Below are 14,011 nucleotides of genomic sequence, written 5' to 3'. Positions count from 1 at the left end.
AGAAAATTTTATATTTAAATAAAAATATTATGAATTTGTCGATTTTAAATCGTAGTCGAGATAGTTTTATTCCTCTGTGAAATTTTGTTCATTGCGGTTCGCGGGTTTGGTGGCGGCGATCATTGACTCCAGTTCCTGCCGCACGTCGCGCCGGATTTCGCCGGCGAGCTCGGCGGCGAAATCTTGCAATTTTTCGGCTAGCCGCGCCTCCAGTTGCGGGCCAAGCAGGACATCGAAGCGATTGCGGAGCTGCGCCAGGACTCTTTCCAGCACGATGTCTGCGATGTGGTCGAACTCGTTCCGGCTCAGAACCGCAGCCGGGGCGCCGCCGGATTCGCTGCCGCCAGCGGGCGCGTCGGCTGGCGGCCGATCGACCCGCAGGTCCGCTGGCGCAGGTGGCGTGATTACTTCCGTCAATACCGGAATGCCGGCATCCTGTGAAAAAGGTCTCATGCGCCCTCGATTGGGTGGTGTTCCAGCAGATAGCCGCGTTTTTTGTAGAACAGCCAGCGCTCGCGGCCGCTGGCGACCTCGCCTTGATCCTGGCCGACGATCTCGATGACGCGTTCGAAGCGGGCAAAATGCGCCGGGGTGCTGCCGGACAGATTGATCAGCAGTTGATGATGGGGCAAATCGGCGGCGCCATGATCCGCCAGCACGATCGGCGTGCGCGCCGCCAGCGGGTCGTCGGCCGTCACGTGCGGCAGGAAGTCCGGCGCCGAAAAAATCCACAATGCCTGGTCGATTGCGTTGCGCTCCGCGCCGTCCCGGATCAGCAGAACGATGCGGTGCCCGGCCGTGTGGGCCTTGCGCACCAGCCGGCAGGCATAGGCGATGCGGTCGCCGATATTGCTGTGAAAATCGATACGGGTCATGACGATATAACAGCCAACATCTGTGATTCTCCTGGCAATGGTCGGTCACGCCGGCCTGGGGCGGGCCGTCCTCAGAAGCGGAAGCCCGGCGGCGCATTGCCGGCCGGTGCGGCGGGCGTCGCCGGCCGGCGCGGCGCGTTATCGGCCATGGCCGGCGTGGCCACCGCGCCCTGTTCGGGTTGCGGCTTTTTGCCGGCCGCTGCCGTGGCTTCCGGGTGGCGGTAGGTTTTCGGCAGCTTGCTGGTGGTCGGATAGCCGGCGCCGCTCAGTGCCGCATGCCAGGCGTCGGTTTCGAACCCTTGCTGCTTCTGGCTGCCGACGCTCAGCACCGGCAGTTGCTGATCGCCACTCGCCTGGCGCAGTACCGCCAGATCCTCATTGGTGTTGACGGTCTTTTCGGTGAACGGAATCCCGCGCTGCAAGAGCAAATCGCGGCCTTCGTCGCAAGGCTTGCAATTGACGGTGGTGTACAGCGTGACAGGATTTTTCGCCAGCGTCGCCGCCAGGTCGCGCGGCAGCTCGTTGCCCTGATTGCTGCTCAGGGACTTCCTCTCGACTTGCGCCGCGCTGGCCGGCGGCGTATCGCTATAGGTCACCCTGCCATCCGCGCCGACCGACTTGTAGAGCTGGGCGCTGGCCGCATACGGCAGGCTGAGCAGACAGAGCAGCGCGGCTGTTGTGATTTTCATGCCCCCTCCTTGTCCCGCATTTACGCTGAGTGGCTGCCGGCCGTCATGCCGCTGTGGCGCAACAAGGCGTCGATTTCTGGCCCCCGCCCACGAAATGCCTGGAACGACTCCAGCGCCGGCCGGGCTCCGCCCACCCCCAGGATTTCCTGTTGAAACCGGTTGCCGGTTTCGACCGAGATGATATTGCCACCGGCGGCCGCGACTTCCTCGAAAGCGGCATAGGCGTCGGCCGACAGGACCTCCGCCCATTTGTAGCTATAGTAACCGGCAGCATAGCCGCCGGCGAAAATATGGCTGAACGAATGTTGAAAGCGGTTGAACGGCGGTGGCGTCACGACCGCGACCTGCTGCCGCACCTGGTCCAGCACCTGCTGCACCGGGCGGGTTCCGGCCGGATCGTAATCGCAGTGCAGGTGCATATCGAACAGTGAAAACTCGACCTGGCGCAGCGCCTGCAGGCCGGCGTGAAAATTGCGCGCGGCGAGCATCTTGTCGAACAGCGCGCGCGGCAGCGGGGCGCCGTTGTCGGCATGGGCGCTCAGGTGCTGCAGCACATCCCACTCCCAGCAGAAATTTTCCATGAACTGCGAGGGCAGCTCCACCGCATCCCATTCGACGCCAGAAATCCCCGAGACGCCGAGTTCCTCGACCTGAGTCAGCATGTGATGCAGGCCGTGGCCGAATTCGTGGAACAGCGTGATGACTTCGTCGTGCGTGAAAAAGGCCGGCAGGCTCTTGCCGCCGCTGGCGACTGGTTCCGAGAAATTGCAGGTCAGGTAGGCGATCGGGGTCTGGATGCCGTGTTCGGTGCGTCGTCGCGCGCGCGCATCGTCCATCCAGGCGCCGCCGCGCTTGCCCTTGCGCGCGTACAGGTCGAGATAGAACTGTCCCACCAGTTCCATGCCGTCGGCACCCTTGCGCTCGATGCGGAAAAATTTGACGTCGGGGTGCCAGACTGGCGCCGTGTCGGGCCTGATCTCCACTGAAAACAATTGCTGAACCAGGCGGAACAAGCCGTCGATTACCTGCGGCTCTGGGAAGTATTGCTTGACTTCCTGCTCTGAAAACGCATAGCGCTGCTGGCGCAGTTTTTCGGCGGCGTAGGTCATGTCCCACGCTTCCAGCGGATCGAGGCCCAGCTCGCTCCTGGCGAACGCCTGCAATTCAGCCAGGTCGCGTTCGGCGAACGGCCGTGCCCGGCGGCCCAGATCTTCCAGGAAATCGATCACCTGCTGCGGCGATTGCGCCATCTTGGGTTCCAGCGACAATTCGGCGAAATTGGCAAAACCCAGCAGTTGCGCCTCGTCGCGCCGCAGCTTCAGGATCTCGATGATATTTTGCGTGTTGTCCCATTGCCCACACTGGCTGAACACGGTACCGAGTTCGGACGCTTTGGTGGCATTGGCGCGATAGATTTGCTCGCGCAGCGCCCGATTCTCGGCATATTGCAGGACCGGGAAATACGACGGGAAATGCAGCGTGAACTTGAAGCCGGCGCGCCCGTCCTTTTCCGCCGTGGCACGCGCCGCCTGCTTGACGTCGTCCGGCAGGCCCGCCAGCTCAGATTCCTGTTCGACGAACAGCGCGTAGTCGTTGGTGGCGTCCAGGATGTTTTCGGAGAAGCGCGTGGTCACAGCCGCGTGCGCTTCCTGGATCGCCGCAAAGCGCTGTTTTTGCGGCGGCGGCAGTTCGGCGCCGCCCAGGCGGAAATCGCGCAAGGCGTTATCCAGCACTTTCTTGCGTGCGGCAGACAGTGACGAATATTGCGGACTGGCCTTGAGCGCCTGGTATTTTTCAAACAGCGCCTGGTTTTGTGCCAGGGCAGTCCAGAATTCGACGATTCTGGGCTGGTTTTCGTTGTAGGCGGCGCGCAGCTCCGGCGTATCGGCAACGGCATTCAGATGGCCGACGATGCCCCAGGCCCGGTCCAATTGCTCGGTGGCGTCCTCCAGCGGCTCGACAAAATTTTCCCAGGTCACCTGCGCCAGTGGCGCTTCCAACTGCGCGACGACGGCGCTGGAGCGTTCCAGCAGAGCGGTGACGGCCGGCGTGACGTGCTCCGGCAAGATTTGGTCGAAACGGGCCAGCCCCGAAAAATCCAGAAGCGGATTGGAAGAAATCGGTTTATTGTCTGCAACAGCGCTCATTGGCTCTCATTTCTCTTGAATTTCTGCTCTTTCCGCGGCTTCGATCGTGTTAACCAGCAACATTGTGATGGTCATCGGTCCGACGCCGCCGGGTACCGGCGTGATGTAACCGGCAACTTCCTTGATGTTGGAAAAATCGACATCGCCGCATAATTTTCCCTGATCGTCGCGGTTCATGCCGACATCGATCACCACGGCGCCTGGTTTGACCATGTCGGCGGTAATCAGATTGCGTTTGCCGGTGGCCGCTACCAGGATGTCTGCCTGGCGCGTGTGATGTCCGAGGTCGCGGGTCTTGGAATTGCAGATGGTGACGGTGGCGCCGGCCTGCAAGAGCAGCATCGCCTGCGGCTTGCCGACAATGTTCGAGGCGCCGACCACTACCGCATGCGCACCGCGCACCGTATAGTGGATCGATTCCAGCATCTTCATGATGCCGTACGGGGTGCAGGGGCGAAATAGCGGCTGCCCGGTCATCAATAGGCCGGCGTTGCTGACATGAAAACCGTCCACGTCCTTTTCCGGGGACATCGCCTCGATCACCTTGTGGGCGTTGATTTGCGACGGCAGCGGCAGTTGCACCAGGATGCCGTGGATGCTCGGATCGGAATTCAGGGCATCGATCCGTGCCAGCAGCGCCGTTTCGCTCAAATCGGCATCGTATTTCTCCAGCACGGAATGGATGCCGCTATCCTCGCAGGCCTTGATCTTGTTGCGCACATAGACGTGGGATGCGGGGCTGTCGCCTACCAGGATCACCGCCAGTCCGGGCTGACGACCGCGTTTTGTCAGTGCAGCCGCGCGTTCGGCTACTTCTGTGCGAAGTTGGCGGGAGAGCAGGTTTCCATCAATGATTTGAGCTGTCATGGTAGCGAAGGGTTGAAAAGCGGCTAAAAGCGGGATTATAAGGCGCGCCGGCGCGCCTTCGAGGCAAACCGAGTCCGCACTGTGCGGTGCCGGATTGCATAATATTCCACATTATAAAAATGATTCTCGTAATTTGAAAATTAAAAAAAGTACTGCTAGAATGCATTGACGGCTGCCCAACAGGGTTCAAACTAACAGGGAATGGATCGACGACAGCCAGTCGACCAGGTTTCCCGGAATCACAGGAGACGCGATATGTCAGCTCAGATTAATCAACTGGCCGAGCAGGCTGCCAATGACCCCGACGTCATGGAAACCCGGGAGTGGCTGGATGCTCTTGAATCGGTCATCGAAAACGAAGGTCCGGAGCGCGCGCACTACCTGATGGAGCGCATGCTCGACCTGGCCCGGCGCCGCGGCGCGCATATTCCATTTTCCAGCAATACCGCGTACGTGAATACGATTCCGGCGCACATGGGCGAGCCTTGCCCGGGCAACCTGGAATACGAAGAGCGGCTGCGCTCCTGGATGCGGTGGAACGCGATGGTGATGGTCAACAAGGCCAATCGGATTGATCCCGACCTGGGCGGCCATCTGGCCAGCTTCGCCTCGCTGGCAACCATGCTGGGCATTGGTTTCAACCATTTCTGGCATGCTCCATCCGAAGGGCACGGCGGCGACCTGCTGTATCTGCAAGGCCATTCCTCGCCTGGTATCTACGCGCGCGCCTTCCTCGAAGGGCGCTTGACGGAAGAGCAACTGCTGAATTTCCGCCGTGAAGTCGACGGCCACGGCCTGTCGTCGTATCCGCATCCGAAACTGATGCCGAGCTTCTGGCAATTCCCGACCGTTTCGATGGGTCTCGGCCCGTTGATGTCAATTTATCAGGCGCGCTTCCTGAAATACCTGCATGCGCGCGACTTGGCCGATACCGCCAACCGCAAGGTATGGACCTTCTGCGGCGACGGTGAGATGGACGAGCCAGAGTCGATGGGCGCGATCGGCATGGCCGGCCGCGAAAAGCTCGACAATCTGGTCTTCGTGGTCAACTGCAACCTGCAGCGGCTGGACGGCCCGGTGCGCGGCAACGGCAAGATCATCCAGGAACTGGAAGCGGAATTCCGTGGCGCCGGCTGGAACGTGATCAAGGTGATCTGGGGCAGCTACTGGGACGAACTGTTCGCGCGCGACAAGGAAGGCATCCTGCAGCGCGTGATGATGGAAACCGTGGACGGCGAGTACCAGAATTACAAGTCGCGCGATGGCGCCTACGTGCGCAAGCATTTCTTCGGCAAGCATCCGAAATTGCTGGAACTGGTCAGCAAGATGTCGGATGACGACGTCTGGCGCCTGCAGCGCGGCGGCCACGATCCGCACAAGATTTACGCCGCCTACAAGCAGGCAGTGGAGCACAAGGGGCAGCCGACCGTTCTGCTGATCAAGACCGTCAAGGGCTTCGGCATGGGCCGTTCGGGCGAAGCGAAGAACACCGCGCACCAGACCAAGAAACTGGACGAGGAAGCGATCCGCGAGATGCGCGACCGCTACGGCATTCCGATTCCCGACGACCAGTTGCCGCAACTGCCGTTCTTCAAGCCGGCCGACGACAGCCCGGAAATCAAATACCTGCACGAGCGCCGGCAGGCGCTGGGCGGCTATCTGCCGCAACGCCGCATGAAGGCCGATGAAGCGCTGCCGGTGCCGCAACTGTCTGCCTTCCAGGCGGTCCTGGACGCCACCGCCGAAGGGCGCGAAGTGTCGACCACCCAGGCCTTCGTGCGGGTGCTGGCGGTGCTGCTGCGCGACGCTCATCTGAGCAAGCGGATCGTGCCGATCCTGGTCGATGAATCGCGTACCTTCGGGCTGGAAGGGCTGTTCCGCCAGATCGGCATCTTCAGCCAGCAGGGACAACTGTATGAGCCGGTCGATCGCGACCAGGTGATGTACTACCGCGAGGACAAGGCTGGCCAGCTGCTGCAGGAAGGGATCAACGAAGCGGGCGGCATGTGCTCGTGGATCGCGGCGGCCACTTCTTACTCGTCAAACAACCGCGTGATGATCCCGTTCTACGCCTATTACTCGATGTTCGGCTTCCAGCGCTTTGGCGACCTGGCCTGGGCCGCTGGCGACATGCGGGCGCGCGGCTTCCTGCTAGGCGGTACCGCCGGCCGCACCACGCTGAACGGCGAGGGCCTGCAGCACGAGGACGGCCACAGCCATATCGTGGCGGCGACGATCCCGAGCTGTCTGCCATACGACCCGACGTTCTCGCACGAAGTGGCGGTCATCATCCAGGACGGTCTGAAACGGATGATCGAGAATCAGGAAGATGTGTTCTATTACATCACCCTGATGAACGAAAGCTACGGCCAGCCGGGACTCAAGCCAGGCCAGGAAGAAGGTATCCTCAAGGGCCTGTACCTGCTGCAGGAAGGCAGCAAAGGCAATGGCAAAGGTGCGCAGCCGCGGGTTCAGCTGATGGGTTCCGGCACCATCCTACGGGAAGCGATCATGGCTGCCGAGCTCCTGAAAAACGACTGGAACGTCGACGCCGACGTCTGGTCGGCGCCATCCTTCACCTTGCTGGCGCGCGACGGCCAGGACGTCGAGCGCTGGAACCTGCTGCACCCGGCCGAGCCGCAGCGGGTGGCGCACGTGACGCAGTCGCTGCAGAATACCAGCGGGCCGATCATCGCCACCTCCGACTACATGCGCACCTTCGCCGAGCAGATTCGCGCCTTCATGCCGAAAGGGCGCAGCTACAAGGTGCTGGGCACCGACGGCTATGGACGTTCCGACACGCGTGCCAAGTTGCGCGAGTTCTTCGAAGTGGACCGCCATTTCGTGACCATTTCGGCGCTCAAGGCGCTGGCGGACGAAGGCGCCATTCCGGCTTCCACGGTGGCGCAGGCGATTGCAAAATACGGCATCAATCCGGACAAGTCGAACCCGGTTACGGTGTAAGCCTTGAACAATAATTCCGCCGCCGTCGGGCGCGATGGAGCGTCCGACGGCGGCGGAGCATAACGGAGCGAAAATCATGGGTATGGTAGAAATCAAGGTTCCCGACATCGGCGATTTCAAGGAAGTCGAGATCATTGAATTACTGGTCAAGCCGGGCGACGCGGTGACGGTCGACCAGTCGCTGATTACGGTGGAATCCGACAAGGCCAGCATGGAGATTCCCTGCAGCCATGCTGGCGTGGTCAAGGAATTGAAGGTCAAGATCGGCGACAAGGTGGCCGAAGGTTCGGTCATCCTGCTGCTGGAAGAGGGGAGTAGCGCCGTGTCGGCAGCGCCCGCTGCGCCGGTAGCAGCGCCGACCCCGGCAGTGTCTGCGCCGGCTGCGCCGGCAGCCGCCGAGCCGGCGCCAGCGGCGGCGTTGCCCGCCGCGCCGGCGCCAAGTCCCAGGACCGTTCCCACCGCAGCGCTGGAGCCGCGCGAACCGGCCGGCCCGAAGCCGCATGCGTCGCCGTCAATTCGCAAATTTGCGCGCGAACTCGGGGTGGACCTGAGCCGGGTAGCCGGCAGCGGTCCGAAGGGGCGCATCCTGCAGGGCGACGTGCAGGAGCACGTCAAGGCGGTCATGGCCGGCAGCCCGGCCGTGGGCGGCGCGGCGGAAAGCGGTGCCGGACTGGGCTTGTTGCCCTGGCCCTCGCTCGATTTCTCGAAGTTCGGCGCCACCGAACTGTTGCCGCTGTCGCGCATCAAGAAACTCTCCGGCCCGAATCTACACCGCAACTGGGTCATGATCCCGCATGTGACCCAGTTCGACGAAGCCGACGTCACCGAGCTGGAAGAATTCCGGGTGTCCAGCAATGCGGCGCTGGCGAAATCCGCCAAAGGTGGGGCGCCGGTCAAGCTGACCATGCTGGCGTTCGTGATCAAGGCCTGCGTCGCGGCCCTGAAGAAATATCCGGCCTTCAACGCCTCGCTCGACGCCACCGGTGAGAACCTGATCGTCAAGCAGTATTACCACATCGGCTTTGCCGCCGACACGCCAAACGGCCTGGTGGTCCCGGTGGTCAAGGACGCCGACCGCAAAGGCGTGGCGCAAATCGCGCAGGACCTGGCCGAACTGTCGGCGCAGGCGCGCGACGGCAAGCTGAAGCCGGGCGACATGCAGGGCGCCAGCTTCACCATTTCGTCGCTGGGCGGGATCGGCGGCACTGCCTTCACGCCGATCATCAATGCGCCGGAAGTGGCGATTCTGGGCCTTTCCAAATCGAGCATGAAGCCGGTCTGGGATGGCAAACAGTTCGCGCCGCGCTTGATGCTGCCGACTTCGCTGTCGTACGACCATCGGGTGATCGATGGCGCGATGGCGGCACGCTTCTCGGTGTATCTGGGCGAGGTGCTGGCCGACTTGCGCAAGACGCTGCTGTAAGCGCCGGGCGCCATCCCGACCATGAACGGCGCGTTTCATTGCCGGCGAGCAGCGCCGGCGATGACTATCGGCGCCGCCAAGAAAAATAACCGGAGCGCGCTGGCGGCCGACATGCCGGCCGCTTTGGGCGACCCAACCAACGGAGCGCAGCTATGAGCCTGATCGAAGTGAAAGTCCCGGATATCGGCGATTTCAAGGAAGTGGAAGTGATCGAACTGCTGGTCAAACCCGGCGACGCGGTGACGGTCGATCAGTCGCTGATCACGGTGGAATCCGACAAGGCCAGCATGGAAATTCCCTCCAGCCATGCGGGCGTGGTCAAGGAATTGAAGACCGGGATCGGTGACAAGGTGAAGGAAGGATCGCTGGTGCTGCTGCTGGAAGCGCAGGAAGCGGCGGTGCCTGCGCCACTGTCTGCTGCGGCGCCTGCGCCTGCACTTGCTGCTGCATCCGGACCTGCCGCCGCACCTGCACCTGCTGTACCGGCATCGCTTGCCAGCGGCTTTGCCGGCACAGCCGACATCGAATGCGAGATGCTGGTGCTGGGCGCTGGCCCCGGCGGTTATTCGGCGGCATTCCGCGCCGCCGACCTCGGCCTGGCCACCGTGCTGGTCGAGCGTTATTCGACGCTGGGCGGGGTGTGCCTGAACGTCGGCTGCATTCCGTCCAAGGCGCTGCTGCACGTCGCCGCCGTGATCGACGAAACCGCCGCGCTGGCCGAGCACGGAGTGCGCTTCGGCCAGCCGGAAATCGATCTCGACCGGTTGCGCGGCTGGAAGGAAAAAGTGGTCGGCAAGATGACCGGCGGATTGAGCAGCATGGCGAAGGCGCGCAAGGTGAACGTGGTGCAGGGCGTCGGCGCATTCGTCGGCCCGCAGCATCTGCAGGTGACGGCGGCCGACGGCAGCACGAAAACGGTGCAGTTCAAGCAGGCGATCATCGCCGCCGGCTCCTCGGTGGTGAAGTTGCCGTTCGTGCCGGAAGACCCGCGCATCGTCGATTCCACCGGCGCCCTGGAACTGCGCGCAATCCCGAAACGCATGCTGGTGATCGGCGGCGGCATCATCGGGCTGGAGATGGCGAGCGTATATTCGACGCTGGGCGCGCGCATCGACGTGGTGGAAATGCTGGACGGCCTGATGCAGGGCGCCGACCGCGACCTGGTCAAGGTCTGGCAGAAATTCAACCAGAAGCGCTTCGATCGGATCATGCTGAAGACCCGGACGGTGGCGGTGGAAGCGCTGCCGGAAGGCATCAAGGTCAGCTTCGAAAGCGTCGATCCCGCCGTCACGGCGCCCGAGCCGCAACTGTACGACATGGTGTTGGTTGCGGTCGGGCGCAGCCCGAACGGCAAGAAGATCGACGCTGACCTGGCCGGAGTCGCGGTCGGCGAGCGTGGCTTCATCGCGGTCGATAGCCAGATGCGCACCAACGTGCCGCACATCTTTGCGATCGGCGACATCGTCGGCCAGCCGATGCTGGCGCACAAGGCAGTGCATGAGGCGCACGTGGCGGCGGAAGCCGCGGCCGGGCAGAAGTCGCACTTCGATGCCCGCGTGATTCCGTCGGTCGCGTACACGGATCCGGAAGTGGCCTGGGTCGGGCTGACCGAGGACGAAGCCAAGGCCAAGGGCATCAAGCTGGAGAAAGGCTTGTTCCCTTGGGGGGCTTCCGGCCGCGCGGTCGCCAACGGCCGCGACGAGGGCTTCACCAAGCTCTTGTTCGATGCCGAGACGCACCGCATCGTCGGCGGCGCCATGGTCGGCACCGATGCCGGCAACATGATCGGCGAGATCGCGCTGGCGATCGAGATGGGCGCCGACGCCGTCGATATCGGCAAGACCATCCACCCTCACCCAACCCTGGGCGAATCGATCGGCATGGCGGCGGAAGCGTTCGAAGGGGTGTGCACCGACTTGATGCCGGCGCGCAGGAAGTAGTCGCAACTTGGCCTTGCTGCGGCTACCGGTATTTCTGGGAGTATATTGAAAAACCGTAAATTATGTGAGCGGTACAGCGCATCGATGCTGGCAGTATGTTGGCGCAGTCAGTCGAAATAGCTGCGCGCCGCCTCGAAGCGTTGCGCGTAATAGCGGTTGTCGAGGCGGTCTATGCGCACCCGGCCGTTGCTGGACGGGGCGTTGATGAAGCGGCCGTCGCCGATGTAGATGCCGACGTGTGAAAACGGCCGGTTCAGCGTATTGAAAAACACCAGGTCGCCTGGCCGCAGTTCCTCTCTGGCGATGCTCTTGCCGCGCTGCGCGATCTCGGCGGCGCTGCCGCCCACCTTGAGGCCGAGCGCCTCGCGATAGATGTAGGCCACCATGCCGCTGCAGTCGAGGCCGGCTTCCGGATTCTTGCCGCCGAAGCGATAGCCGGTATCGATCAGGCCCAGCGCGTAGAGAACCACTTCGCTGCCCTTGCCGCTGGCCGGCGGCCGCTCGGAATAGGGCGCTTGGTCGCGCTGCGGCACGCTGCCGCAGGCAACCAGCAGGAGGGCACAGCAGCAGAGCATCCAGGTTCTGATCGACATGCCCGCAGTGTAGACAAAGCAATGCCGCAGAACAAGCCGGACTCAGTGTCCGAGCTGCTTCAGCACCCCCGACAGCATCGCAATCATCTGGTCGATTTCGCCTTCGGTCACGTTCAAGGCCGGCATGAAGCGCAGCAGGTTGGGGCGCGGCGAATTCAGCAGCAGGCCGAGCGGTTCCAGCTCGCGCGCCGCTTCCACGATTTGCGGGCCGATGTCCTTGCCCAGCTTCAGCGCGCGCAGCAAGCCTTCGCCGCGTTCACCTTCCAGCCCATGCTGCGCCGACAGTTTTTCCAGCGCCGCGCGTAGGTAGTCGCCCTTGCGCAGGACCGATTCCAGAAAGCCGTCTTTCAGCAACTCCTGGGCCACGGCGAGGCCGACCGCCGTCATCAGCGGGTTGCCGTTGTAGGTACCGCCCTGTTCGCCGGCTTCGAAGCAGGCGACCTCTTCGCGGCACAGGAGCGCGCCGAGCGGCACGCCGCCGCCAATGCCCTTGGCCAGCGTCATGATGTCGGGCTCGATCCCCGACAACTGGTGGGCGAACAGGGCGCCGGTGCGGCCCATGCCGGACTGCACTTCGTCGACGATCAAGAGCAGGTTGTGCTTCCTGGTCAGCGCCCGCAAGGCCTGCATGAATTCGCGCGAGGCCGGGATCACGCCGCCTTCGCCCTGCACCGGCTCCAGCATCACCGCCACGGTCTGGTCGGTGATCAGCTTCTCGACACTAGCCAGGTCGCCGAGCTCGGCCTTCGGGAAGCCGGGCACTTGCGGCGCATACATGGTGTCCCAGCCGGTCTTGCCGGAGGCCGACATCGTGGCCAGCGTACGGCCGTGGAAGCTGTGGTCGAAGGTGATGATCTCGAAGCGGCGATCGTCGGCGCCGTTCGGGTTCAGCTTGCCCCACTTGCGCGCCAGCTTGATCGCGCCTTCGTTGGCTTCGGCGCCGCAGTTGGTGAAGAACACGCGGTCGAAGCAGGAATGTTGCGTCAAGAGCGACGCCAGCTCGATCATCGGCGCGTTGTAGAACGCCGGCGACGGGTTGATGATTTTCCTGGACTGCGCCACCAGCGCATCCTGGATGCATTGCGGCGAATGGCCGAGGCAGTTGACGGCCCAGCCCTGCAGGTAGTCGAGATAGCGCTTGCCGGTGTGATCGGTGATCCACATGCCGCTGCCTTCGATGAATACCAGCGGCGGCCGGTTGGTGACATACATCAGGGTGTCGACATCGTACTGGCTGAATTCCATCTGAATACTCCTCGGCAAAAGCGATGCTGGTAAAGTGAAAAGGGTGAAAAACCGGCCAAAAAAAAACCACAGGGCTTGCCTGTGGTTTCGTGATCAGCAAACGCTCACGCGCACGGCATACCGGATGGTGGCAGCGGGGCTCGGCGTCGCAGCAGTTGGGTGGATGGCTTCATGGCTTCGATATTAGGGCGTTTTGCGCAGTGCGTCAAAAGTTTTCTCGGGCGATTTTGGCGGCAGCCGTCATGCCAGATCGGCCCGGGAAGTAAAGGCGTCGGCGTAAAATTCTTCCGCCGGCAGCCGGCATTGGGCGACAAAGTCGCGCTGGGCCGAATCGACCACGATCGGTGCGCCGCAGGCATATACCTGATAGCTGGACAGATCGGGAAAATCCTCCATCACCGCGCGATGCACGAAGCCGGTGCGCCCATGCCAATCGCCCTCCGCAGTAGCGTCGGAAATCACCGGCACGTAGCGAAAGTGCGGCAGCTCGCGTGCCCATTCTTCGCACAGCGCATGCATGTACAAGTCGCGCGGCCGGCGCCCGCCCCAGTAGAGCGTCATCGGCCGCGTCGATTTGGCGTGGATGCTTTGTTCGATCAAGGCCTTGATCGGCGCGAAGCCAGTGCCGGACGCCAGCAATATGATCGGCTTGACGGAATCCTCGCGCAGGAAGAAGGTGCCGAGCGGCGCCTCGAAGCGCAGGATATCCCGCTCCTTCAGCGTGGTAAATGCCTGATCGGTGAACACGCCGCCCGGCATGTGGCGGACATGCAGCGTGATGTTGTCGTCCAGGTGCGGCGCATTGGCGATGCTGTAGCTGCGCCGGGTGCCGTCGCGCAAGATGAATTCCAGGTATTGGCCGGCCAGGTATTGCAGCCGCTCACCGGCCGGCAATTGCAGCGAGACGACGATGACGTCGTCTGCCACCTTTTGGATTTTCGCCACGCGCGACGGCATCTTGCGGATCGGGAACTGGCCCACCCCCAGCACCTCGCGCGCCTCGATCACCAGGTCCGAGTGCGGCGTCGCGCAGCAAAACAGCGCCGAGCCGCTTTCCTCTTCCTTCACCGACAAGGCTTTTTCCTGGTGCGCGCCGTGCGTGACCTCGCCCGACACCAGCTTGCCCTTGCAACTGCCGCAGGCGCCGTTCTTGCAGCCGTAAGGCAGGCCGATCCCGGCGCGAATGGCGGCGGCCAGCACGGTTTCGTCATCCTCGCAGATAAATTGCCGACCGCTCGGCTGAACAGTTACTTGGAACGCCATACAAT

The 14,011-nt window shown here is 62.7% G+C and carries 11 protein-coding genes; 3 read left to right on the top strand and 8 right to left on the bottom strand.

Annotated elements, in window-relative coordinates:
• Positions 1–66: 66 nt before the first annotated feature.
• The 5 genes from ACK2VC_RS05055 to folD form a co-directional block, all read right to left on the bottom strand.
• Entirely contained in the window at positions 67–453 is a 387-nt protein-coding gene (locus ACK2VC_RS05055) for a hypothetical protein (protein WP_486732509.1), read from the bottom strand.
• Entirely contained in the window at positions 450–875 is a 426-nt protein-coding gene (locus ACK2VC_RS05050) for a DNA polymerase III subunit chi (protein ID WP_486732508.1), read from the bottom strand. The genes ACK2VC_RS05055 and ACK2VC_RS05050 overlap by 4 nt, the downstream gene beginning before the upstream one ends.
• A gap of 71 nt (positions 876–946) precedes the next feature.
• A complete protein-coding gene (locus tag ACK2VC_RS05045; RefSeq protein WP_486732507.1) occupies positions 947–1,564 on the bottom strand; it encodes a glutaredoxin family protein in 618 nt (205 codons plus the stop codon).
• Positions 1,565–1,584: 20 nt separating this feature from the next.
• The gene (locus ACK2VC_RS05040) at positions 1,585–3,711 is read right to left on the bottom strand and encodes a M3 family metallopeptidase (RefSeq protein WP_486732506.1); all 2,127 of its coding nucleotides are present in this window, start codon (positions 3,709–3,711) and stop codon (positions 1,585–1,587) included.
• Between the two features lie 6 nt (positions 3,712–3,717).
• Positions 3,718–4,578 carry a bifunctional methylenetetrahydrofolate dehydrogenase/methenyltetrahydrofolate cyclohydrolase FolD gene (gene folD, locus ACK2VC_RS05035; protein WP_486732505.1) on the bottom strand — a complete coding sequence of 287 codons (861 nt, stop codon included), beginning with the start codon at positions 4,576–4,578 and terminating at the stop codon, positions 3,718–3,720.
• 255 nt (positions 4,579–4,833) lie between these two features.
• Between folD and aceE the strand changes: the two genes are divergently transcribed.
• From aceE to lpdA, 3 genes are all read left to right on the top strand, one after another.
• On the top strand, positions 4,834–7,542 hold the full coding sequence (gene aceE / locus ACK2VC_RS05030) for a pyruvate dehydrogenase (acetyl-transferring), homodimeric type (protein ID WP_486732504.1): 2,709 nt from the start codon (positions 4,834–4,836) through the stop codon (positions 7,540–7,542).
• A gap of 76 nt (positions 7,543–7,618) precedes the next feature.
• Complete coding sequence (gene aceF, locus ACK2VC_RS05025; protein ID WP_486732503.1) at positions 7,619–8,965, top strand: dihydrolipoyllysine-residue acetyltransferase; 1,347 nt, start codon at positions 7,619–7,621, stop codon at positions 8,963–8,965.
• Positions 8,966–9,117: 152 nt separating this feature from the next.
• Positions 9,118–10,905 carry a dihydrolipoyl dehydrogenase gene (lpdA, locus tag ACK2VC_RS05020; protein ID WP_486732502.1) on the top strand — a complete coding sequence of 596 codons (1,788 nt, stop codon included), beginning with the start codon at positions 9,118–9,120 and terminating at the stop codon, positions 10,903–10,905.
• 107 nt (positions 10,906–11,012) lie between these two features.
• Here lpdA and ACK2VC_RS05015 read toward each other — a convergent pair whose 3' ends face one another.
• From ACK2VC_RS05015 to ACK2VC_RS05005, 3 genes are all read right to left on the bottom strand, one after another.
• Entirely contained in the window at positions 11,013–11,498 is a 486-nt protein-coding gene (locus ACK2VC_RS05015) for a C40 family peptidase (RefSeq protein WP_486732501.1), read from the bottom strand.
• A 42-nt stretch (positions 11,499–11,540) separates the two neighbouring features.
• Positions 11,541–12,743 carry an acetylornithine transaminase gene (locus ACK2VC_RS05010; RefSeq protein WP_486732500.1) on the bottom strand — a complete coding sequence of 401 codons (1,203 nt, stop codon included), beginning with the start codon at positions 12,741–12,743 and terminating at the stop codon, positions 11,541–11,543.
• 240 nt (positions 12,744–12,983) lie between these two features.
• Positions 12,984–14,006, bottom strand: coding sequence for a CDP-6-deoxy-delta-3,4-glucoseen reductase (locus ACK2VC_RS05005; RefSeq protein ID WP_486732499.1), 1,023 nt, complete (start codon positions 14,004–14,006; stop codon positions 12,984–12,986).
• Between the last annotated feature and the right edge of the window lie 5 nt (positions 14,007–14,011).

Source organism: Herbaspirillum sp. WTB6, from assembly GCF_057457785.1.
This window is presented reverse-complemented; position numbering and strand designations above follow the sequence as displayed.

What these genes read in the sequence shown, in the direction of transcription:
- ACK2VC_RS05055 (WP_486732509.1), bottom strand. Translation starts at nt 453, where the DNA reads ATGAGACCTTTTTCACAGGATGCCGGCATTCCGGTATTGACGGAAGTA.
- ACK2VC_RS05050 (WP_486732508.1), bottom strand. Translation starts at nt 875, where the DNA reads ATGACCCGTATCGATTTTCACAGCAATATCGGCGACCGCATCGCCTAT.
- ACK2VC_RS05045 (WP_486732507.1), bottom strand. Translation starts at nt 1,564, where the DNA reads ATGAAAATCACAACAGCCGCGCTGCTCTGTCTGCTCAGCCTGCCGTAT.
- ACK2VC_RS05040 (WP_486732506.1), bottom strand. Translation starts at nt 3,711, where the DNA reads ATGAGCGCTGTTGCAGACAATAAACCGATTTCTTCCAATCCGCTTCTG.
- folD (WP_486732505.1), bottom strand. Translation starts at nt 4,578, where the DNA reads ATGACAGCTCAAATCATTGATGGAAACCTGCTCTCCCGCCAACTTCGC.
- aceE (WP_486732504.1), top strand. Translation starts at nt 4,834, where the DNA reads ATGTCAGCTCAGATTAATCAACTGGCCGAGCAGGCTGCCAATGACCCC.
- aceF (WP_486732503.1), top strand. Translation starts at nt 7,619, where the DNA reads ATGGGTATGGTAGAAATCAAGGTTCCCGACATCGGCGATTTCAAGGAA.
- lpdA (WP_486732502.1), top strand. Translation starts at nt 9,118, where the DNA reads ATGAGCCTGATCGAAGTGAAAGTCCCGGATATCGGCGATTTCAAGGAA.
- ACK2VC_RS05015 (WP_486732501.1), bottom strand. Translation starts at nt 11,498, where the DNA reads ATGTCGATCAGAACCTGGATGCTCTGCTGCTGTGCCCTCCTGCTGGTT.
- ACK2VC_RS05010 (WP_486732500.1), bottom strand. Translation starts at nt 12,743, where the DNA reads ATGGAATTCAGCCAGTACGATGTCGACACCCTGATGTATGTCACCAAC.
- ACK2VC_RS05005 (WP_486732499.1), bottom strand. Translation starts at nt 14,006, where the DNA reads ATGGCGTTCCAAGTAACTGTTCAGCCGAGCGGTCGGCAATTTATCTGC.